Annotated in this window: 27 protein-coding genes; 5 read left to right on the top strand and 22 right to left on the bottom strand. The window is 29.4% G+C overall.

Going from position 1 to position 23,037, the window contains the following annotated elements:
* From BN350_RS18535 to BN350_RS05340, 3 genes are all read left to right on the top strand, one after another.
* Positions 1 to 1,098: aldehyde dehydrogenase family protein (locus tag BN350_RS18535; RefSeq protein ID WP_044600130.1), on the top strand; the 1,098-nt coding region annotated here is incomplete at its 5' end.
* A 224-nt stretch (positions 1,099 to 1,322) separates the two neighbouring features.
* The gene (locus BN350_RS05345) at positions 1,323 to 1,724 is read left to right on the top strand and encodes a hypothetical protein (RefSeq protein WP_028042668.1); all 402 of its coding nucleotides are present in this window, start codon (positions 1,323 to 1,325) and stop codon (positions 1,722 to 1,724) included.
* 34 nt (positions 1,725 to 1,758) lie between these two features.
* Positions 1,759 to 2,250: a hypothetical protein gene (locus BN350_RS05340; protein ID WP_028042667.1), complete on the top strand. Its 492-nt coding sequence runs from the start codon at positions 1,759 to 1,761 to the stop codon at positions 2,248 to 2,250.
* A 45-nt stretch (positions 2,251 to 2,295) separates the two neighbouring features.
* On the opposite strand, the gene BN350_RS05335 is transcribed toward BN350_RS05340, so the two are convergent.
* The 20 genes from BN350_RS05335 to BN350_RS05240 form a co-directional block, all read right to left on the bottom strand.
* A complete protein-coding gene (locus tag BN350_RS05335) occupies positions 2,296 to 3,708 on the bottom strand; it encodes a polysaccharide deacetylase family protein (RefSeq protein WP_028042666.1) in 1,413 nt (470 codons plus the stop codon).
* 82 nt (positions 3,709 to 3,790) lie between these two features.
* Complete coding sequence (locus tag BN350_RS05330; protein WP_044600129.1) at positions 3,791 to 4,516, bottom strand: N-acetylmuramoyl-L-alanine amidase family protein; 726 nt, start codon at positions 4,514 to 4,516, stop codon at positions 3,791 to 3,793.
* A gap of 69 nt (positions 4,517 to 4,585) precedes the next feature.
* Complete coding sequence (locus tag BN350_RS05325; protein ID WP_028042664.1) at positions 4,586 to 5,509, bottom strand: hypothetical protein; 924 nt, start codon at positions 5,507 to 5,509, stop codon at positions 4,586 to 4,588.
* A gap of 99 nt (positions 5,510 to 5,608) precedes the next feature.
* Positions 5,609 to 6,007 carry an ATP synthase F1 subunit epsilon gene (gene atpC, locus BN350_RS05320; protein ID WP_028042663.1) on the bottom strand — a complete coding sequence of 133 codons (399 nt, stop codon included), beginning with the start codon at positions 6,005 to 6,007 and terminating at the stop codon, positions 5,609 to 5,611.
* Positions 5,994 to 7,400: a F0F1 ATP synthase subunit beta gene (gene atpD / locus BN350_RS05315; protein WP_028042662.1), complete on the bottom strand. Its 1,407-nt coding sequence runs from the start codon at positions 7,398 to 7,400 to the stop codon at positions 5,994 to 5,996. Before atpD ends, atpC begins: the two co-directional genes overlap by 14 nt.
* 13 nt (positions 7,401 to 7,413) lie before the next feature.
* The gene (gene atpG / locus BN350_RS05310) at positions 7,414 to 8,265 is read right to left on the bottom strand and encodes an ATP synthase F1 subunit gamma (RefSeq protein WP_028042661.1); all 852 of its coding nucleotides are present in this window, start codon (positions 8,263 to 8,265) and stop codon (positions 7,414 to 7,416) included.
* 5 nt (positions 8,266 to 8,270) lie between these two features.
* On the bottom strand, positions 8,271 to 9,794 hold the full coding sequence (gene atpA, locus BN350_RS05305; RefSeq protein WP_028042660.1) for a F0F1 ATP synthase subunit alpha: 1,524 nt from the start codon (positions 9,792 to 9,794) through the stop codon (positions 8,271 to 8,273).
* A 9-nt stretch (positions 9,795 to 9,803) separates the two neighbouring features.
* Positions 9,804 to 10,334, bottom strand: coding sequence for an ATP synthase F1 subunit delta (gene atpH / locus BN350_RS05300; protein ID WP_028042659.1), 531 nt, complete (start codon positions 10,332 to 10,334; stop codon positions 9,804 to 9,806).
* Positions 10,334 to 10,837, bottom strand: a complete 504-nt coding sequence (atpF, locus tag BN350_RS05295) for a F0F1 ATP synthase subunit B (RefSeq protein WP_028042658.1) — start codon at positions 10,835 to 10,837, stop codon at positions 10,334 to 10,336. The genes atpH and atpF overlap by 1 nt, the downstream gene beginning before the upstream one ends.
* Positions 10,838 to 10,873: 36 nt before the next feature.
* The gene (atpE, locus tag BN350_RS05290; RefSeq protein ID WP_028042657.1) at positions 10,874 to 11,116 is read right to left on the bottom strand and encodes an ATP synthase F0 subunit C; all 243 of its coding nucleotides are present in this window, start codon (positions 11,114 to 11,116) and stop codon (positions 10,874 to 10,876) included.
* A gap of 48 nt (positions 11,117 to 11,164) precedes the next feature.
* Entirely contained in the window at positions 11,165 to 11,848 is a 684-nt protein-coding gene (locus BN350_RS05285; protein WP_028042656.1) for a F0F1 ATP synthase subunit A, read from the bottom strand.
* On the bottom strand, positions 11,841 to 12,209 hold the full coding sequence (locus tag BN350_RS05280; protein WP_028042655.1) for an ATP synthase subunit I: 369 nt from the start codon (positions 12,207 to 12,209) through the stop codon (positions 11,841 to 11,843). The genes BN350_RS05285 and BN350_RS05280 overlap by 8 nt, the downstream gene beginning before the upstream one ends.
* Positions 12,202 to 12,390 (bottom strand): AtpZ/AtpI family protein, encoded by a 189-nt coding sequence (locus tag BN350_RS05275; RefSeq protein ID WP_028042654.1) that lies wholly within the window; start codon positions 12,388 to 12,390, stop codon positions 12,202 to 12,204. Before BN350_RS05275 ends, BN350_RS05280 begins: the two co-directional genes overlap by 8 nt.
* A gap of 37 nt (positions 12,391 to 12,427) precedes the next feature.
* The gene (gene upp / locus BN350_RS05270; protein ID WP_028042653.1) at positions 12,428 to 13,054 is read right to left on the bottom strand and encodes a uracil phosphoribosyltransferase; all 627 of its coding nucleotides are present in this window, start codon (positions 13,052 to 13,054) and stop codon (positions 12,428 to 12,430) included.
* Positions 13,055 to 13,069: 15 nt separating this feature from the next.
* The gene (locus tag BN350_RS05265) at positions 13,070 to 14,311 is read right to left on the bottom strand and encodes a serine hydroxymethyltransferase (RefSeq protein ID WP_028042652.1); all 1,242 of its coding nucleotides are present in this window, start codon (positions 14,309 to 14,311) and stop codon (positions 13,070 to 13,072) included.
* 3 nt (positions 14,312 to 14,314) lie between these two features.
* Positions 14,315 to 14,755, bottom strand: a complete 441-nt coding sequence (gene rpiB, locus BN350_RS05260) for a ribose 5-phosphate isomerase B (protein ID WP_028042651.1) — start codon at positions 14,753 to 14,755, stop codon at positions 14,315 to 14,317.
* On the bottom strand, positions 14,752 to 15,354 hold the full coding sequence (locus tag BN350_RS05255) for an L-threonylcarbamoyladenylate synthase (RefSeq protein ID WP_028042650.1): 603 nt from the start codon (positions 15,352 to 15,354) through the stop codon (positions 14,752 to 14,754). Before BN350_RS05255 ends, rpiB begins: the two co-directional genes overlap by 4 nt.
* A gap of 291 nt (positions 15,355 to 15,645) precedes the next feature.
* On the bottom strand, positions 15,646 to 17,499 hold the full coding sequence (locus tag BN350_RS05250) for an ABC transporter ATP-binding protein (protein WP_028042649.1): 1,854 nt from the start codon (positions 17,497 to 17,499) through the stop codon (positions 15,646 to 15,648).
* On the bottom strand, positions 17,499 to 19,619 hold the full coding sequence (locus BN350_RS05245; protein ID WP_028042648.1) for an ATP-binding cassette domain-containing protein: 2,121 nt from the start codon (positions 19,617 to 19,619) through the stop codon (positions 17,499 to 17,501). The genes BN350_RS05250 and BN350_RS05245 overlap by 1 nt, the downstream gene beginning before the upstream one ends.
* Before the next feature lie 63 nt (positions 19,620 to 19,682).
* Complete coding sequence (locus BN350_RS05240; RefSeq protein WP_028042647.1) at positions 19,683 to 20,069, bottom strand: hypothetical protein; 387 nt, start codon at positions 20,067 to 20,069, stop codon at positions 19,683 to 19,685.
* A gap of 256 nt (positions 20,070 to 20,325) precedes the next feature.
* Here BN350_RS05240 and BN350_RS05235 point away from each other — a divergent pair, with 256 nt between their 5' ends.
* Together BN350_RS05235 and BN350_RS05230 are read left to right on the top strand one after the other, a co-directional pair.
* Positions 20,326 to 21,021: a LytR/AlgR family response regulator transcription factor gene (locus BN350_RS05235; protein WP_028042646.1), complete on the top strand. Its 696-nt coding sequence runs from the start codon at positions 20,326 to 20,328 to the stop codon at positions 21,019 to 21,021.
* 1 nt (position 21,022) lies between these two features.
* Positions 21,023 to 22,258 carry a hypothetical protein gene (locus BN350_RS05230; protein ID WP_028042645.1) on the top strand — a complete coding sequence of 412 codons (1,236 nt, stop codon included), beginning with the start codon at positions 21,023 to 21,025 and terminating at the stop codon, positions 22,256 to 22,258.
* Between the two features lie 160 nt (positions 22,259 to 22,418).
* On the opposite strand, the gene BN350_RS20210 is transcribed toward BN350_RS05230, so the two are convergent.
* Both BN350_RS20210 and BN350_RS18530 read right to left on the bottom strand, forming a co-directional pair.
* The gene (locus tag BN350_RS20210; RefSeq protein WP_081652847.1) at positions 22,419 to 22,562 is read right to left on the bottom strand and encodes a cyclic lactone autoinducer peptide; all 144 of its coding nucleotides are present in this window, start codon (positions 22,560 to 22,562) and stop codon (positions 22,419 to 22,421) included.
* On the bottom strand, positions 22,543 to 23,037 hold a 495-nt coding region (locus BN350_RS18530; RefSeq protein WP_044600155.1), incomplete at its 5' end, for an accessory gene regulator B family protein. The genes BN350_RS18530 and BN350_RS20210, both read right to left, overlap by 20 nt.

Below are 23,037 nucleotides of genomic sequence, written 5' to 3'. Positions count from 1 at the left end.
CAGTTTTATGCGCAAAGTTATGAATCACATGAACCTTATGGCGTTACTTTAATTATGAGTCCATGGAATTATCCATTTATGTTATCAATTGAGCCAGCTATTGGTGCTATTAGTGCAGGTAATACAGTAATAATTAAACCTAGTGCTTATGCTCCACATGTTTCATCCGTTATCAAAAAAATGATTGAAGAATGTTGTGATGAGAAATATGTAGCAGTTGTAGAAGGTGGACGTGCTGAAAATAATGAACTATTAGAACAGCGTTTTGATTATATTTTCTTTACTGGTAGTGTGAATGTAGGAAAATTAGTTATGGAGAAAGCAAGCCTTTATTTAACACCTGTTACGTTGGAATTAGGTGGCAAAAGTCCCTGTATAGTTGATGATGAACATAGTTTGAAGTTAGCTGCAAAACGTATTGCTTTTGGTAAGTTCTTAAACGCTGGACAAACTTGTGTTGCTCCTGATTATTTATTGATACGAGATGAATTAAAAGATAAGTTTATTATTTATATGAAAGATGTTATTAAGAAATTTTTTGGAGAATGTCCTTTAGAACATCCACAATTGGTTAAGATTGTTAATCAAAAACATTTTGATAGATTATGTCATCTTCTAGATAATCAAGATATAGTTATTGGAGGAGAGTATAATAAAGATACATTGATGATTGCACCTACAGTTGTTGATCATGTAGATGGTGATAATGTTTTAATGCATGAAGAAATTTTTGGTCCTATTTTACCGATTCTTACCTATCATCATTTAGATGATGCAATTTCATTCATTAATCATAGAGAAAAACCACTAGCATTCTATATTTTCTCACATTATAAAGATGTGCAGAAAAAAATATTAAAAAGTTGCAGTTTTGGTGGTGGATGTATTAATGATACCATTATTCATTTAGCATCTAATCAATTAAGTTTTGGTGGTGTTGGTCATAGTGGTATGGGCTCATATCATGGCAAGAAAAGCTTTGAGACATTTTCTCATACAAGAAGTATTGTCAAAAAGGCAACATGGATTGATTTACCTTTTAGATACTATCCGTATAATTCTTTTAAAGACAAGATGATACGTTTATTTGAAAAATAATATTATTTACTTAAACAAAAGATTAAATCAGTATAAATTTAATCTTTTGTTTTGCAAAAAAAGAAGAAAAATGGAAATTTTTTTGCGTATATATATAATAGGAGGATAAATTTTGATATCAATAATTATTTTCTTATAGCAATTATTGTATAATACCCTTATAGTCATACCTCATAATATAAATGCTTTGCCCCTAACTATAACACCATAAGGGAGGTATGAATATGGCTTATAAAACGAAAGATTTAAAAGTAGATACTCTATTAAAGGATTACTTCACAGATCCCTGTCATTTTGCAGATATGATCAATGCAACCATCTTTGATGGCAGACAGGTTGTCCAGCCTGAAAATGTTAGTGATTTTGATACGAGCACTTCCACTTTCCATGATGATGATTATTATCCAATAACCGTTGACAGAGATCGTGATGTCATCAAGAAAGTAACTATTGGTGATTTTTCAATACTGATTGGCATAGAAAACCACACTCAGGAAAAGTGGAATGTGCCCTATCGTGTCATGGAATATAACGCTCTTACACAAATCAGACAATGGCATCAGATTCACTCTGCGAGTGATAGACGAAAGAATCCACCCATTAAATCAATATCACTTGTGCTTTAAGAGATGGAAAGGTCCAAGAACATATGATGAAGTTATGAAGCAGGTTCCAAAGGAGTTTGAAGAACTGTCTCGATACAATATGTTCCCCACAACCGATGTTATCTCATTAGATTATCATAAGAATAGAAATCAAAATAACATGGATTTAATGAAAGGTCTGCAGATGCTGTATCAGTGGGAAGGAAATCTCAGTGTCTTTGAAGGAATGGTAATGAGCAGGATTGTCACATTGATTCTAGCAGCTCTAGCCAACGATAGAGAACTGCTGCATATTATAAATAAGAACAAGGAAGAGAAGATAGATATGTGTGAATCAATAAGACTTTATAGAGAAAGAATACTAAATGAGGGTGAAAATAAAGGATTAATAGAAACATTGGTAGATTTACTTAAACTAAAATTAGGCAAACTATCACCAAAGGTTGAAAAAGAAATTGAGAACATTAATGATGAACAACTGAATAAGTTAAAGCTAAAAATCTTTACTATTGAAAATGAAGAAGACATTCTTAATGCTATTAAATAAACTCATAGAAACAAGGGACTCTATCTTTAACAGAGTCCCTTGTTTTTAATTATTAACATGTTGATGAGGGGTAAATGTATTATCATCAATTCCTTTAAATACATAACCTAATGATTGATAATGCTCTATGATTTGTGGTAATGCTTCAACAGTTGTAGATTTAGCCTGTGTATCATGAGCAAGTATCATAATATTGTTTGCTTTACTTGCCGTTCCCTGTTTAACTAATGATTTTACAGCAATATTATTTCCTGATGCATCGCCAGTACTCGCATTCCAATCATAGTATTGATAACCGCGATTTTGAACTTCTTTTGTTAGATTCGACATAATTCCTTTACAATATTTCCTAGATACAGTATTAGATGCACCACCTGGAAAACGAATATATTTTGGAACAAAACCAATTTGCTGTTTAACCATTTGTCCTATCTTATCTAAATCACTAAAATAAGCATTTACAGATGCATAAACTTTTGAATAACTATGTGTATATGTATGTAATCCTATTGTATGTCCCTTATTATGAGCTTCTTTAATAAGATAATTATATTTTTGTCCATTACCTGTTACAAAGAAAGTTGCTTTCACATTATATTGATCTAATACTTTTAATATTTTAGCAGTATTTGATGATGGACCATCATCAAAAGTTAAATAAACCACCTTGTTTCCATTTTGACCAACCGTAGCTACTGGTTTATTCTCTACAACTGATATTTTTTTAGTATAAGTATTCTGATTTCCTGAACGATCTATGACAGTATATTGAATTGAATAAGTTCCTACCTTTTTCAAATTAACCTGACTTGAATCTACACTCATTTTAGGTTTAGGATCACGATTATCTATAGCCTTGATTCCTGATAAGTAATCTATTTTTCCATTCAATGCAACTGTTAAATCTTTGAGACCCGTTAAAGCTGGCTTCTCTTCATCTTTGACAATATTTACGATAGCCTCTTTTTCTGTAATATTACCTGCTTCATCTTCAACAGCAACTATAACTTTATGTTCTCCAGCTTCCTGAAAAGAATAATCTTCTTTAAAGCTAACTTTTGTCTTAGTCTGATCCTTTACACTCTCAACCATATCTTCAACATTAACACTCATTCCTAAATCAATATCTAAATCATGAATATCGAAGGTCGGTGCCTGTGTATCAACAACTTCTAATTTTAATTCATATTTATTATCATTTATTTTATATTGAATAACATATGTTCCTAACTTTTCTAGATTCACTTCTGAATCATCAATAACAATATCTTCCATTTCATAACCATGAATCTTCTTTATATAATCATTGGGTTTAATCTCACTCTTTATTTCCACTTTTTCATTCTTATTATAAAATTCAATTATAGGCTGATTCCATAACTGAATACCTATAAAAACAGATACTCCTATAAGCAATAATATAATACCCCCTAAAGCTATCTTTACATTTTTCTTCATAATATTCCCACTTTCTATCTTGTACCATAAAGTATATCACTATTATATAACAATCTTCTACACAATAAAAGGGAGAATAGCCCTATTTAATAAGTTCTATAATCCCTTTACTAATAGCCTCACCAATTTGCTGTAATTTAGCTTCATCATTTAAATACTTATAATCAGGTCCATTAATATATCCTAATTCTACTAATACTGAAGGTACTGTATTATTTTTTAATACAACTAATGAGCTTCCATCTTGTAATCCACGATTTTGTGAATAATTTAGTTTTTCTATCTGTTGGCTAATTGTATTTGCTAATGTTTCACTCTCTTTATCCTTTGTATAGACTTCGAATCCTGTGACATCATTAGATTTATCAAAATCATTTACATGTATAGATACAAAATAAGTAGCTGAATGATCTAAACTCATTTGTGCTCGCATATTAAGATCAGTTGTTTTATCTTCATGCAACGCTTCATCAGTAGTTCTTGTATAAACTGGTTTAATATTTTCTTTCTCTAATGCTTCCCCAATAGCCTTAACTGTTGTTAGAGAAATATTTTTTTCATATAGTTTTCCTGAATTAGCTCCTACATCTAAACCACCATGACCTGGATCTAATACAACTGTAGCACGATATTTCTTTTCTGTTTTCGCTTCTACAACTGAATGTGGTGTTGAATTAAGAAATGATAAAATTTTTCCTCCAACATATGATACACTTTTATATATTCCAAACAAAAGAGCAAGCACTACAACTGCAGCAATCATAACACGATCTACCCTTAATTTTAACTTTTTCTTCTTTTTTGACATAATTTCACTCCCTGCTTATGTTATTCTAACATTTTTAACAAGGTGTGCAAACACATAATCAAGAATAAATTAGATATTTCCTAATATATTTTGTATACTTCGATACTTTTCTTTTCTTTTATCTTCAATATCTCCTATTTTTTGATTAAGTTCATTCATAACTTGATCAACTTGATCATTCAATTCTTGAATATTTCTTTTATTCTTGCTAATTTTCGATTGTACTAACCAATCAACAAATAGACTATCAAATATATAGTCAAATGTCATTAAAGTTGGACCAACATGATTATATTCAATAGAAAGATCTTGAACATCTTTTAACTCTTTTTCAAATTGAGCTAGCCTTATCTTTACTGTCTCATAATCTTTTTGAGCATTATCCATATGGTGATGCTTGATTGCGGTTGAAATCATCCCACCACCTAACATATCATAAACTCCCCATCCTTTTGCACTACTTAATTCTGACAGCACATTATTAAGAATATCTTTAAGTAAAACGCCTGCTTCAATTGCTTCGTTAATTTCTTTTGATATTTTTTGAAGGTCTTCATATTGTCTAAGGAGTTCTTGTAGGTTTACTCCTTGTTGAGGATTTGTCTGTTTGATAAATTCTAATTGTACTTCTTCTAATTGTTGTTGAAGAGTATATTCTTGTTGTATTCTTTTTTGTAGTTTTTTTATTTCATCTTTTTTTAATTGATATTCATTGCAAATATGATGATATTGAAGAGATACTTCCATAGCTTCTTGTCTTTCTTTTTCTAGGCGTTCTTCTTTATTACCAATGATTGAATGAAATAATGATAAAATTGTTGTTTTTTCTAAATTATCTACATCTTTATTTTCTTTATAAAGACGCTTTTCATAGTCTGACTTTCGTAATTCTAATTCACTACATTCCTTTTTTAATGTTTCTAAGTAATCTTTATGAGACTTAATATATCTCAACTCTGCTTTGATATTTGCAATTCTTTCATATAATTCCATATCTTCTCACCTCTACCTTTAATATATATCATTATTCTCTTTTTGACTATCCTTTTAGTCTATATAACATTAAAAAACCTGATATGAAAAATGAACAGATTAACTCTGTTCATTCTTAACACGTATACGTAAAATGGCTTTTCTCAAGGCAATCTCTGCTCTTAAGATATCCGCATTTTCATCTTGTAATTTTGATTCAGCTCTACGTTTCGCTTCTTCAGCACGACGTAAATCTATTTCTTCTGGTGACTCAATAGCATTTGCTATAATTGTTGTTTCATCATCATTCACATAAACAAATCCACCAGATAATGCAAACTTGTATCTTTCTCCTTTGCTAATGTAATTCATTTCTGATATATCAATAGCACTAGCCAAAGGCAAGTGGTTTGCTAAAATTCCAATTTGTCCTGAAGTTGTCCTTAAATTTAACATCTCAACTTCTGTTTCTTTATAAATACCTCTTGGTGTGACAATCCTTAATTTAAATGTTTTCATTTTCTAAAGACTGAGCTTTCTCAATAGCTTCTTCAATACTTCCAACATTATGGAAAGCCTGTTCAGGTAAGTGATCCCACTTTCCATCTAAGATTTCCTTGAACCCTCTTATTGTATCTTCAACACGAACATATTTTCCTTCCATTCCTGTGAATTGACTTGCTACAGTAAATGGTTGAGATAAGTAATTACGAACACGTCTTGCACGTGCAACTGTAATTTTATCATCTTCACTTAACTCATCCATTCCTAATATTGCAATAATATCTTGAAGTTCCTGGAATCTTTGTAAAATTTGCTGCACACCATGAGCAACTTCATAATGTTCTTGTCCTACAACCAATGGGTCAAGTGCACGTGATGATGAGTTCAATGGATCAACAGCAGGATAAATTCCTAGTGCTGCAATTGAACGATCCAATACGACTTTGGCATCAAGATGCGCAAATGTTGTTGCTGGAGCAGGATCTGTTAAATCATCTGCAGGAACATAAACAGCCTGAACAGATGTAATTGATCCTTTCTTTGTTGATGTAATACGTTCTTGTAATTGTCCCATTTCAGTCGCAAGGGTAGGTTGATATCCAGCTTGTGATGGCACACGCCCTAATAATGCTGAAACTTCTGAACCAGCTTGCGTAAAACGGAAAATATTATCAATAAACAATAATACATCTTGATTTTGTTCATCTCTAAAGTACTCTGCCATTGTTAATCCTGTAAGAGCAACTCTTAAACGAGATCCTGGTGGTTCATTCATCTGACCAAAGACAAGTGTTGTTTTATCCAAAACACCACTCTCTTTCATTTCATAATATAAATCATTTCCTTCACGCGAACGTTCACCAACACCAGCAAAAACTGATAATCCTCCATGTTGAGTTGCAATATTATTAATCAACTCCTGAATTAAAACAGTTTTTCCAACTCCTGCACCACCAAATAAACCAATCTTACCACCTTTAATATAAGGACAGATTAAGTCAATAACTTTAATTCCTGTTTCAAGAATCTCTGTTTCTGTTCTTTGTTGTGCATAAGTTGGAGCACTTCTATGAATAGGCATTGTCTGCACCTGATTAGCCAACGCTTCTTTTCCATCAATAGGCTGTCCTAAAACATTAAACATTCTTCCTAGTGTTTCATTTCCTACAGGAACACTGATTGGATTTCCTGTATCAATAGCATCAAGTCCTCTTGTCAAACCATCAGTTGGACCCATAGCTATACAACGTACTGTATCATCTCCTATATGTTGAGCAACCTCAACAGTTAAAGATGTTCCTTGATTATCTATTTGTATCGCAGTATTTAAAGCTGGTAAATGATCAGCATCAAATACAATATCAACAACTGGACCTACGGCACGTACGATTTTTCCTATATTTATCATAAGGCACCTCCTTTTATTGAGCATTTGCTCCTGCAACAATTTCACTAATTTCATTAGTAATTGCTGTTTGTCTTGCTTGATTGTATTTCAATAATAAGTCCTCAATTAATTCTTGAGCATTATCAGTTGCATTTTCCATTGATGAACGTCTTGAAGCATTTTCACTTGTCACTGATTCAACAAGATATCCATAAATAACAGATTGTAAATACATAGGTATCAAATGATTTAAGACTTCTGCTGGACTCGGTTCAAAAATAGTAAATCGAGATGTCACTTCTACATCATCAAACTCACTAGCATCTACAGGTAATAATGTTACAACTCTTGGTGTAAATGTTAAGTTATTAACAAATTCAGTATAAATAATCTTCATTTTATGAATTTCCTGATTTCTATACATTTGTGTTAGTTCACCCACAAGTCTCACAATTTCCCTAAAATCCATAGATGAATTTAAATCAATGTAATGATGATTGTATTCAAATCCTTTATGATTTAAATAACCTGCTCCCTTATTTCCAATTATGTAAATAAGATCACCCTCATGAACCTCTTTTTCCATTTTCTTAAATACATTTGCATTATATCCACCACAAAGACCTAAACTTGATGTAATCACAATATAAACATTTTTACCTTGTGGGTTTTCTTTCAAATAAGGATTATCAATGAGTCCTTTATTACTTTCCAATATCTCAGCAACTGTTTCTTGAACCTTACTATAGTAAGGTTTTAATTGTTCTAATTGATTTCTTGTTTTTCTTAATTTAGATGTTGCAACTAATTGCATTGCCTTTGTAATTTTTTTAGTAGATTCTACAGATTTAATACGTCTTTTAATTGACTGCATATTACTAGCCATAGTCTCTAACCTTCCTTATTCACAACTAAGAATTTATTTACAAAAGCTCCAATAATTTCTTTCATTTGAACTGCCAAATCATCACTAATTGCTTTTTCCGTTTCAATTGCTGTAATAATATCTGCATGATTGTATTGCATTTCCTGATATAATTCATTAACAAATTGAGATACTTTATGAACTGGTATTGTTTTCGTAAAACCATATTTTAAAGCAAATAATGAAATCACTTGTTCAACAACACTACGTGGTGAATACTGTGCCTGTTTTAAAACTTCACGTACTTTTTCACCATGATCTAAAGTTGCTTTTGTTGCAGCATCAAGATCACTACCAAATTGAGCAAATGCCTGCATTTCAGCGAATTGAGCTAACTCCAACTTTAATGATCCAGAGACTTGCTTCATTGCTTTGATTTGTGCTGATGAACCAACACGGCTTACAGATAGTCCAGTATCAATGGCTGGTCTAAACCCTGAGTTAAATAAATCTTGCTGTAAAAAGATTTGTCCATCTGTAATAGAAATAACATTTGTTGGGATATAAGCTGAAATATCTCCTGCTTGTGTTTCAATAATTGGTAGTGCTGTAATAGAACCGCCACCATTTTCTTCATTTAAACGACAAGCTCTTTCCAATAATCTTGAATGTAAATAGAAGACATCTCCAGGATATGCTTCACGTCCAGGTGGTCTCTTTAATAATAATGAAACTGTACGATAAGCAACTGCATGTTTAGATAAATCATCATAAACAATAAGCACATCTTTTCCCTGTTCTAACCATTCTTCAGCCATTGCACATCCAGCATATGGAGCAATATATTGAACGGGTGCTAATTCACTAGCTCCAGCAGCAACAATTGTTGTATACTCCATAGCTCCACCTTTACGTAGTTTTTCTACAATTTGTGCAACAGTTGAATTTTTTTGTCCAATAGCTACATAAATACAATAAATATTTTGATCTTTTTGATTTAAGATCGTATCAATAGCAATTGCAGTTTTTCCAGTCTGTCTGTCACCAATGATTAACTCACGTTGTCCTCTACCAATAGGAATAATCGCATCAATAGATGTGATTCCTGTTTGTAAAGGCTGATCAACTGACTTTCTCGTCATAACTCCACTTGCAACTCTTTCAATCGGTCTTGTACGTGTATAAGAAATACTTCCCTGACCATCAATAGGCTGTCCTAAAGGATTCACAACACGTCCTAATAAGCCATCACCTACAGGTACTTCAATAATCTTATTTGTACGTTTGACTTCATCACCTTCCTTGATAGTTCCTTCACTACCAAGCAAAACAGCTCCAACACTATCTTCTTCAAGATTCATAACCATTCCATAAACATCATCTGGAAATAATAATAACTCTCCAAGCATAGCATTATCTAATCCATGAACAAGCGAAACACCATCACCAACAGTCATCACTGTTCCAACATCCTTAGATTCCAGAATATCATCATAATGTTTAATTTGTTCTTTAATTAATGCACTAATTTCATCTGGTCTTAGATCCACTACCTTCACCTACTTTCTTAATAACTCTTTTCTCAGTGATTCTAATTTATAAGAAAGTGAATCATCATAAATATGATTATCAATCTCTACTTTAATTCCACCAATCATTGTTTCATCAATAACCATACGTAACTTAACTTTCTTCTGAACTTTAACACCTACAGATCTTTCAATTCTTTCTAATTCCTCTTGAGATAAAGGAAAAGCACTAAAAACCTTACCTACTTTAATCCCAAAATAATCATGACAAAGAGATTGAAACTCATGGCAAATCCCTTCAATATATCTGATTCTTCTTTTTTTAATTAATAATAATAAGAAATTATAAACATAGTGAGATACTTGTTTGTAAAAACTTTTCTTTAAAATATTTATCTTAATATCATCAGATAAAGCAACATGACTAAAGAAACGCACAAAAGATTCATCAGAAAAAACATCAGCTATTTTTTGCATATCTTTTTGATATTCTTCAATAGCATGTTCTTCCTTAGCTAATTCAAATAATGATTCAGCATATCGTCTTGCAATAACATCCATTATTTGATAACCTCTTCAACAAATTCATGAACAAGTTTTTCATTTTCTTTCGTATTCATTTCTTTTTTCATGATCTTTGTTGCAACTTCCATTGCAATATCTACAATTTCTTCTTTCATATCATCTCTTGCCTGAACTTTTTCTGCTGCAATCTCTTTTTCTGCCTGCTCGATCTTACTTGCTGCTTCTTTTCTTGCCTCAACAATAATATCATCACGTACTTTTAAAGCATCAGATTTAGCTCGTTCTACAATATCACGATATTCTCTTGCAGAATCTCGTGCTTGCTTTTCACTTTCAACCATAAATGTTTTAGCCTTTTCATTCATGTCTTTTGCATCATCAATCTGTTTTTCAATAAAATCTGCACGTTTAGTAAAATACGATTGTACAGGAGTCCAAAGAAATTTTTTAAAAACAAATAACATGACACCTGTTGATAATAATTGAACGATAAGTGTTGTTATATTGGGGAATAATTTACCAGCAATATCTATATCCATTTCTTATTCCTCCTTCTTGATTTTGATTTTTCAATGTTATTTGATAAACATTGGGAAAACAAACATTAATAAGAAAGAAATTAATAAACCATAAATCGCAACTGTTTCAGATAACGCAATACCTAAAATCATCATTGTACGAATTTTACCTTCTGCTTCAGGATTTCTTCCTACTGCTTCTACTGCTTTACTTGCTGCAATCCCTTCACCAATACCTGTTCCTAACCCTGCACATACAGCAATTCCAGCTGCAATTGCAATTAAACCATAATCTGTCATTTTTTATACCTCCAAATTTAATTTTTTTCTGTTTTTATTCTTTACTAGTTACTCTGCTTCTATTGAAATCAAAATACTAGATAAAGTCACAAAGACTAATGTTTGAATACAACCTGCAAACACATCAAAATAAGCATGTAAGACAGGTGCTAAAATAGGTCCTAATATGTTAAATGGTAAAATAAATCCAGATAACCAACCTGTAAACTGATAAACGAGTGTCATTAAAATTGTTCCACTCAAAATGTTACCAAACAAACGCATTGACAATGATATCAATGGTGAAATAGCACTTAAGATATTTGTTGGTGGCCACACCAATTCTTTAATATATGTTAGTCCACCTTTTTTCTTTAAGGCATTCCATTGAATCAATATAAATGTAATTAATGTCATTGCTAATGTTATTGAGTAATTTGAAGTTGGTGCACTAAATCCTATCAGTCCACTTAAATTAGCAACCAACAAATAAACAAATAACATTGCAAAATAAGGATAATAGCTTTTTTCAAACTGTGATGGCATTATTGATTTTAAATAATTATAAACCATCTCGATTCCTGTTTCGCATACTAACACAATACCTTTAGGTCTCTCTAAGGGATCTGCTGCCATCACTTTTTTACCTGCATAAATAAAGAATAGACACAATGCTCCAATAATAATCAAAGAAAAAACCAATTCAACCTGCAATTCAATATGTATTGTCGAAAGTATTGCTGTATTAACCATCCACTTCACCTCCTTTATGAATAAACTGTTCTACATAGATTGTTATCTTTGTACACATATAACCTAGAAAAACACCTAATATATGAAACCATGGTGTCTTAACAGCAATAAAGAATCCCAGAGCATATAATGCTAATTTGACTAGAAACATGATTGCTATAATAGCAGTACTCATAGAAAACTTTAAAATACCTTCACTCATCTTAATAATTAAAAGAAATACAATAACATTAATAATATACCCTAAAACAAGTCCAAATATATAAGATATATCATGAAATATAAAACTAACTATTCCCAAAATAAGACAGCCAAGTAAGAAAACATAAACAGATTTTTTTAATATAGTGAATTCATTCATGCCGTCCCACTCCTAACAATAGTTTTATCACATACACAAACGCTAACAATAAACAAACAAGTAATATTATTGGTTGACAATGAAAATATGCATCTAATTTAATACCAATAAACGAACCCAAAATGAATGTCCCTACAACCTTTAAACCTAACTCCAATGCAAATAAGATATCTTTTAACATATTCTCAAAACGAAGAAAGTTTGCGTTTTACGCAAGCTTACTCATCTGTTCCAAAAAGACGATCTCCAGCATCTCCAAGTCCTGGTACAATATAGCCTTTCTCATTTAATTTCTCATCTAGTGCTGCAACAATCAAATCTATATCAGGATGTGCTTTTTCAATTGCAGCAATCCCTTCAGGTGCGGCGACAAGACATGCCAACTTTATATATTTAGCACCACGTTTTTTAATATTGGTCAATGCTGCACTTGCACTTCCACCAGTTGCAAGCATAGGATCAACAACAATCACATCTGCTTGATCTAAACATGATGGGAATTTTGCATAATATTCCTCTGGTAGAAGTGTTTTTTCATTTCTTGCCATTCCAATATGACCTACTTTTGCATTAGGAATAATCGCTTTAAAACCATCTACAAGTCCTAATCCCGCTCTAAGTATTGGTACTAAAACAATGGGTCTGACTAATTCTTTTCCAGTCATTGGACAAATTGGCGTGACGATTTCTACATTTTTTAAAGGCAAACCTTTTGTCACTTCATATGCCATTAACATAGCGATTTCATCTAAATTCTGTCTAAACTCTTTTGTCCCTGTATCTTTATCTCTCATAATTGTTAATTTATGATCAATTAAGGGATGATTTAAAATGATTGTAGCCATTACTTTCCCTTCTTTCTACTTAATATAAGTTTTCCCATTATACATTGTCACTTTATCAGTTAGTGCTTTTACTCTTTCAATACATTCTGTTTTGATGTCATCAGTTTCTTCATTTTTTAAACGATAAGCAATAATTTTACCAACTTCTCTAAATTCATCTTCCTTGAATCCTTTTGTTGTCATGGCAGGTGTTCCAACACGAATACCACTTGCTTTAAAAGGTTTTTCAGTATCAAAAGGAATAGCATTCTTGTTTGCAGTAATATTAATTTCATCTAACAATCTTTCTGCTTTTTTACCACTAATTCCACAACTTGCCTTCACATCAATTAATAACAAATGATTATCAGTACCTCCAGCAACTAATCTAAATCCTTCTTCTTTTAAAGATTCTTCTAATGCTTTTGCATTTTTAATAATTTGTCTTGCATAATCTTTAAAATCAGGTTGTAATGCTTCATAGAAACAAGCTGCTTTTGCTGCAATAATATGCATTAAAGGTCCGCCTTGCATACCTGGAAAAACGGCTCTATCAATATCTGCTGCAAATTGTTCTTTACACATAATCACACCACCTCGTGGTCCTCTTAATGTCTTATGAGTTGTTGTTGTGACAATATCGGCATGAGGAAATGGTGATGGATGTAATCCAGCAGCTACTAATCCTGCAATATGAGCCATATCAACCATGAATAATGCACCATTATCATGAGCCACTTTTGCCATAAATTCAAAATCAATAATTCTTGAATAAGCACTTGCTCCAGCAACAACTAATTTAGGTTTAATTTCTTCAACTTTCTTTTGATATTCATCATAATCAATTTCCTCTGTTTCCTTGCTAACACCATAACTATAAAAGTCATAATTAATACCAGAATAGTTTAATGGATGTCCATGTGTTAAATGTCCACCATCAGCTAAAGACATTCCTAATACCTTATCTCCATGTTGTAATAATGCTAAATAAACAGCAGTATTAGCCTGTGCTCCACTATGAGGCTGTACATTTGCATGCTCACAACCAAACAACATCTTTAAGCGATCTCTTGCAATATTTTCAACTTCATCAACATATACACAACCACCATAATAACGTTTAGCAGGATATCCTTCAGCATACTTGTTTGTTAAAACAGAACCAGCTAATTCTAAAATTTGTTCAGAAACAAAGTTCTCAGAAGCAATTAATTCAATATTATTTCTTTGTCTATTTAATTCTCTTTCTACACTTTCAAATATTTCAGTATCTCTCATTGTTTATTCCTCCTCTAAAGCCATCATTTTCTGAATTCTTAAATCATGACGACCACCTTCATAATCAGTATGTAACCATGCATTCAATATTTCAACTGCTAATCCTTCACCAATGACTCTTTGACCCATTGCGATCATATTTGTATCATTATGTGCTCTTGTCGCTTTTGCACTAAACACATCATGAACCAAAGCACAACGAATTCCTTTCACCTTATTTGCAGTAATAGACACACCAATACCTGTGCCACAAACAACAACACCTTTGTCACATTCCCCCGAAGCAACAGCTTTTGCAGCCTTTGATGCATAGTCAGGATAATCGCAGCTATCTTCACTATAAGTTCCAAAATCAACCACTTCATATCCCTGATTCTTCATTTCTTCCATTAATACATTCTTAAGACGTAAACCACCATGATCACATGCAACAGCAATTTTCATTTCAATACCTCCTCTATTCTCTCTTTTGTTATTTTACCCTCACGCAATATTTTTATATCTTCACCACTGACATCCACAACAGTACTTGCTATAGAATCAGTTGTTCTTCCATCAACAACCAAATCAATACGACCATCTAACTGATCTAAAACCTCACTCGTTGATGTTGTATTAGGATGATTAGACAAATTCGCACTTGTCACTAACATTGGACCAACATTTCTAATTAATGCTAATACATACTCATCATCAGGAATACGTATCCCTATTGTGTCTTTCCCATTCGTCATGACAGGATCAACACCTTCTCTTTTCTTAAAAACAAGTGTCATCATACCTGGCATAAAAGATGAAATTAACTTCCAAGCACGATCACTCACATAAGCATATTTTTCAATATCCTCTTTATAAGCAACCATCAATGTAATTGCCTTAGAATAATCTCTATTCTTAGCTTCCATTAATCTATCTAATGCATCTCTCGAGCCAAACCTCACACCTAATCCATAGACTGTTTCTGTAGGAAAAGCAACAACCTGTCCTTCTTTAATCACATCACATACAATATCTATATCTTTTGCAGATACTACCTTTGTCATTTACATCACCCTCTGTGGGATATTCTACCATAAAATAGTGAAAATTTATAGAAATATAGGTATAATTCAATTATTTTTATAAATTGAAAAGATTCCTCATTTCAAGGAATCTTCTCTTCTGTCTATATTAGTCATTTATTAACTTATATATCTTTTTTTCTTTTCAATTATTAATCCCACAATAACCATTAATATTCCTATACCTCTATAGTTTAAATCATTAGAATAATGGTACAAAACATTATTTTCATTTTTGATGTTTCCCAATGTTTTCTAATTTAGAGATATGAATTATTCGTTTCTTAAAACTTCTTCAATAGAAAATCTTTTCATTTCTATACTATTTATAATAAATATAACTATCATTAAAAGAGTAATTTCTATAATAATCCATATACTATTATTTAAAATTTCATTTATTGTTATAGGTATTATAAAATATATAATAAATAAACTAACTATAAATATAAAGGTAGAAAACATAATTGAATATAAATTTTCTAACATAATTATTTCTATAATTTGTTTATGTCCCAACCCATTTATCATTGATAAAACAAATTCTTTTTTTCTAAATTGAAAATGATGAAAAGACATCATAGACATTATAAATACAGTTCCAATAATAACAATAAATATTAAAATATATTTCATTTGTTCTGTGTTATTATTTATTTTATTAAGAATGTCAGTATTTTGAAAACTATCGTTCATTGATAATTGATTGAATTGTTTAATATTTTCTACTAATTTCATATGATCCTCAAAATGACTTGAAAATAAAGTATAGCCTATAAATTGATTATTTGATGTTTCTTGCTGATATAAATCCATTAAAAGTTCATAAGGCAAATAAATACAGTATTTATTTTTTGTATAATGATTTATTTCCCCATTATTTAAGACACCTTTTATATTCTGATTTATTTTTTTATTAACAAAATATGTTTTATCTTCACGATCTATACGTATACTTATATAACTATCTAAATAGTTTATTGAAAGATAGTTACGTTTGAATAACTGATATACATCATAACTTAATATAATTCCTTTTTTATCTAAAAGATTATATTGATATTCTAACTTATCATTTATTTTGTTTTCTTCAAAATATGGGAGAATATCAATATCTATATCAAATAAAGTCATTTGTGAGTAAATATATGGATATATTTTATAGATTTTAAGAGAATCTATTAAATGTTTATCCGTAGTTTGATTTGTTTTAGCAATGAGTTGTTTATTATTTTGACTTGTAACATAGATTTGATTATCAGATGTTTTTAGAATATTATTTTGACCTTCTAACTGATAATAACGAACACCAGCTATCACTACAAACATCATAAATAAAGAAAATGTAAATATGAGAATTGTCTTTCTTTTTTCATTTTTGAATTTATGAAAATATTGTTTAACATAGCTGTTTAGTAATTGAAAGTCTGATTGGGATTCATAATCCATCAATTTATTTTGATCACATTTTTCTGTATATTTCGTACATATTAATTGATAGTTATAAATTTCATAAATACAGTTAGCATAATGCTTTGCTATTTGACTATGACTAGCTAAAATAATACATTTATTTGTTTCCTTTGATAGTTGTTGTAATAGTTTAAATATTATTTCTTCATTTTCAGAGTCTAAATTACTCGTTGGTTCATCTAGTATAATAACATCACTATTTTTAACTAATGCACAAGCAATTGCTAATCTTTGCCTTTCTCCACCAGATAATGTTTCTATAGATTGATTAAGTGGGACATACAAATGTACTTGATGAAGTATATTCTTAATTTCCTCATTATCTATTTCTCTTTGGACTATCTTTGCATAATGTAACATATTCTCTTTAACATTATAGTAATCAATCAGCATAAAGTCTTGCATTATATAAGCTATATGATATCTTCTTATTTTTGCTTTAACATTTTGATTTGATAATTCAATCTTTTCATTATCTAGGATATAGTTATAATCTTTTTGTGCTGATAATAAAGCTAAACGATACAGTAATGTCGTTTTTCCAGTACCGCTTTCTCCACATATAAGCGTCACCTCTCCTGACTTAGCCTCAAAATCAACATTTTCTAGTATTTTTCTTTGATAAGAAATATTTAATTTATGAACTCTAATCATTATTCTTTCCTTCTTTTTATAATAATCGGATAGATAAATTCAAGTACAACGACTATAATAACAACAATCATAAAAGAATAAATACTCATTTTTGTATGACCATACATAAAAGCATTAAGAATAAATGTTTCTATTATAATACAAATAGAACACACAATGATATAAAAAACACTATTATAAAGATATTTCTTTATACATATCTGCCTTATTTGACTATCACTTTCTCCCATTCTCTCTAAATAATATATCATCTCTTTCTCTTCAATAACTGTCTTTTGTTTTTTATAATTATATTGTGTAGTTAATAACAATATCAATAAACAGGCACCTACAATTTTAATACTCCTATTCATGTTTTGCACTGATTCTTGTAAAGATCTAGCATTAAGATAAATATGTTTTGCATTCAATCCAATTTCATTAATTTTATTTATAACTTCACTCAAATTTGTAAGATCATCTATTTCTATTAGATAGCAATTTGGTTGCCATGGTGTACATTTAACAGTTTGAGTTATGAATTCTTTTTTATCTTCTGGAATACTATTAATATATTTTTCCATTTTATCATTAATAATTGCATAATACTCAAAATAACTTTCAGTCTTTTTATACTCATCTCTATACTCTTCTATAATTGATTGAGAAACAAAATAACGATATAAAACCCCTGAATCTTCATCAGTTTCATAGACGCTGCTTGATTCCAATATACCTACTATAGGCAATGGGATGATTACTCTTTTTGCTCCAACTGCATTTCCCCCGAATTCTTCACCACCCTCAGTTGATTGAAACGAAACCCCATCAAGATCTAATACAGGAACAAAGATAGGTATTTCTATTGTTTTATCAATAAGTTCATCAATATTATCTGAAATTTTTTCTGCTAGATACTTTGATAAATAAATACCCTTTTTATTTCTTTTTGATCTAAACTCTATCTTTTCATTATCTGAATCATCAATTGAACTCATTATCATATTTGGAATGACATTTTGATAATCCTTTATACCTGAAGAAATAATATGATCCTGATCATAGATTTTCATAATCTCATTTGTTTCTTTGACTTCATCTGGAATTTTAGAAAAATCTCCATTCTCATTTAAACAATTAATCATAAAACTATCATATTTCCAATGCATTGATTCAACATGATTAATACTTTTTAATGCATCAACTTCTTCTGAAGTTATAGGATATTCAAATCCCTTATAACTATAATCAAATAATTGTTTATTGTTTGATTTATACACAACAATCTGTTTAGAAGATAAATTATTAATTATATTCTTATGAAATGATATAACAGCATTATTAAATATTGAAGATAATCCTATAATAGAAATAAGCAGAGTTGTCAAAATAAAATTTAATTTTTTATATTTCATACGATGCTTTAGCATCTTTATATAATTATTATTCCAAAAATTTATATTTCTTCTTTTATGATTACATAACAATCTATTTGTTGCTTGACTTTGAGTTACAATATTCAGTTTTAAATAATCAATATTATATACTTTATCAGCATATTCATTTAATATAAAGTCATGACTCGTAATAATTACTATATGTCCGTTATGTGCATAAGATTTTAACATTCTTCCTATCTCATTACTTAACTCATCATCAAGTGATGATGTTGGTTCATCAATAAGTAGAATATCTGTATTTCTTATCAACGCTAGTGAAATTGCTATCCTCTTTTTCTCACCTTCTGATAATTGATGAGGATATTCTTTCATTAATTGGTTGATTTTTAATAATTCTATTGTATTCAATTGATCATATCTAATATAGTCTTTAGCAAAAAGCTGGTAATGTGATTCTATTGTTAATTCATTTATAAAAACCGGAAACTGGTCTACCATACAAATATGAGATTGTTTATATTTATTTTTATCATTATTATTGAGTTTAGATATTTCTAAATCATTATAAATATATTGACCATTAAATTTTTGATCTAAATCTAGACATTTTAATAAAGATGTTTTACCACTACCACTCTCACCTTTAATAAGTGTTAATTGATTTTGATGTGCTTCAAATATAGTTTCTTTAAATATCTCTTTTGTCCCCAATACAAGACCAAAATCATTCAGTCTTATCATATATCCCACCTCCAATATAATTTGAGATAGGTGACTTATATTATATAAGTCACCTAAAATTAGTTATAGCTTAGTTAAAGTTCCTGTATACTTGTAACTTACAGAATTGGTTTGATAGTGTTGTGCATAATTACTATCAATCCAAGTTGCTTTTGCAGTCACTTTATAATTTGCAACATCACCCTTAATATCTTTTGTTTCAGTGTTTGTTATTCCAGAAAAACGATAAGAAATTCCTGAAGTTCCAGTTTTGTTTGTATACTCGTATTTTGGTTTATTAATAGTTGCAAGTGTTACAGTGATTTTTACAGTTTCTTTTGCTGTACCATAACCTGATGCAATTACAATATTATCAGATCTAGAAACTGCTCCAACTAATGTAATTGATAAAATAAGTGCTAATAATGTAAATATACTTACTTTACTTAATTTTTTCAAACAATTTGCCATTAGTATACTCCGTATCATTGATGATACATTCTCCTTTCTTTGAAATTTTTATGATGTAATTCTTACATTCCCCATTGGAATCATTCCCCTTTCTTAATAAATTTTCTTTTTCTACTTACATTATATATGATTATATTAAAAAGTGATGATTTATTTGAAATCTGGGGGTTTTCATTTGGAATCCGCCTTTTTTATTCCATTATCCCTATATTTTTGATACAATATCCATATAAAAATAATGAAAAGGGGTGATCTCATGTTTAAATTTGCTATAATAGATAACCATCAATCTGATATTGATAGAATGATAGAAAAAATACACCAACTCTATTTTAATAAACATAACATAGTTTACAAATGTGACTCATATTTGGGTTGCAAAGATTTCCCATACAACATATATTATGATGCAATATTTTTAGATATCGAAATGCCTGAAATAAGTGGTTTTGAGTTTGCAGAAAAGATTAATAAAGAATATAATTCTAAGATTATTTTTATGACAAACCATAGAACTTTAGTTTTATCTACTTTTGATTATCAGCCATTCCAATTTATACAAAAAGATAATTTTGATAATAGCGCAACCCACGCTCTTGAATTTCTATATAATAAATTGTTTAACAAAGCTTTAAAAGTTTATATAAATGAACATGAAGATTATATTACTCAAGGTAAAATAACATATATTCATATTGAAAATAGCATAGTTAACATTTATTCTTTTGATAAAGTATATACATCTTGGGAATCAATTACATCTATCTATGAACATTTAAACACTAATATTTTTGTTAGAATAAATCAATCAACAATTATTAATATGGAATATATAAAAGAAATAGATCCAAGTTTTACTCAACTTGTTTTAAAAAATAATTCTGTATTTAAAATTTCAGAAAGAAATAGATCAAATTTTAAGAAATTATATAGAAATTTTAGGTTAGGATAATATGAGTACATTTGATCTCATTATTAATATTTTTGAATCACTTGGATATCTTGGTTTTATATATTATATATTTCATATAAAGAAAGGTCTTTCTATATTAATTATTTTTGTTTTATTAAAAACAACTATCACATCAATTCATAATTATTTCTTACTACCTGAATTATCCCTAAGTATATGCTCTCAATTAATGATTTTTCTATATGCTTATCTTATCAATAGAAGTAATATTGTTCAAAATGTTTTCTTGACATTTCTTATCTATAATATAGATAGTTTCTCTATTACAGTCAGTATGATGATTACAGACATATTTTTTTTATTTCCGTTTTACCAAGGAAATAGTTATTATTTTTTAGCAATATTAACTAGAATATTATTTATGATAATAGCCTATCTTGCTTATCATATCATTAAAAAATCAGCTATTACATTTACTAAGACAAATAAAATCATTTCTATTTTATCAATTCTCTTTATACTAGAACTTCTTTATTCTTCATGTATAGAACTGATTTTTTATAATAATATATTTGATATTTATATAAAACTTATTTTATTTTTCATTAATATATTGGTTGTTATATTATTTTATACATTCTTTGAATCTCAAAGAGAACAAAATATATTATTTGAATTGCAGGAAAAGAACATCAGAAATGAAAACCAAATAAAAATTAATCAAATCAATGAAGAAAGCATAAAACATTTAACTATATGGAAACATGATATTACTTATGTTTTCACATATATTGAAAGTTATATTAAAAACCAAAAATATGATACTGCATTAAATACTATCTCATTATATCGTGATATTTTAAATAACTATAACTTATTCAAAAACACCAATAATGACACTCTAAATTCTCTATTAATCGAATATCTTGAACAATTCTCTCAAAATAATATTTATATTTATATCACCACCGATCAAAATGAAGTCTTATTATCATCACAACACTATCAAAAAATACTTTACTTATTTTTAAATCATGCAATACAGAACTGTCATTCAGATTATCAAAAATCTATATGGGTATCCTATTATACTAAATTACCTTATTTTACATTATCATTAGAGTATACATCTGTTAATTCTTCTCTTCAGATTTTATATGATGATATTGATCAAATTGTTAGTCAATATGAAGGATTTATGAAAATATCAAATAAAAATGATAAAGATATCCTTAGGATAATTATTCCAATACAAGAAAACTATGAACATGATTAGGTTCTTACTCGCTTTAGAGTACAACTATAAGTAGCAAAAAAAGAAGAAATAGATTTCCTTTGAATTTAGGAAATCTATTTCTTCTTTCAATCTTTACAGTTTAATTATTTACCCATTATTGAGCAATAACTAATAATTATAGATAGGTTTCTTATTATTTTTAATATTTTTCATATTTTTTTAAACTTTGAGGTTCTTTATCCTGATATTGATGTCCTCTCGATACCATGCTTACCGCTTGAATAGCTACAAAAAATAATCCAGATGATACAAATATTAATAATTTATTCTTTATTCTTTTCATAATCAATTTTTCCTCCTATAGTTAAGATATTAATCATAACAAGCATACTTACCATCATTCCTAAAAATGAAGAACCTATAGAATACAAATAAACAATAATGAACAAATATACCCAAATATAAATTAATGAATATATTCTAAAGATTCTTTTCTTTTTAGGTGAAATTAACTTATTTACATTTTGAATAGGACACAATGTCAGTGTTATGAGTAATGTTGTTATTGATATAACAACGATTATTGTTGTATTCAATGAACATATTTCTGCCATAACCAAACTAACAACAAAGATTCCAACATAAGTAAGTATACATTTTGTATAACTTTTACAATGGTACCCTCCTAATATTCTTCTAGAGCTAGACATCACAATCTCATATAACACTGCTTCTATAAAATGGTTTGTGATGATTCCTACTAGAAATAATAGTACTGTACCCATAAGTGTAGATATAACTAATCTTGCACCATAAAA

Origin of the sequence: Candidatus Stoquefichus massiliensis AP9, assembly GCF_000455285.1 — a bacterium.
Lineage (GTDB): Bacteria > Bacillota_I > Bacilli_A > Erysipelotrichales > Coprobacillaceae > Stoquefichus > Stoquefichus massiliensis.
Note: the sequence above shows the minus strand (reverse complement) of the source record. Positions and strands in the feature narration are given on the sequence as shown.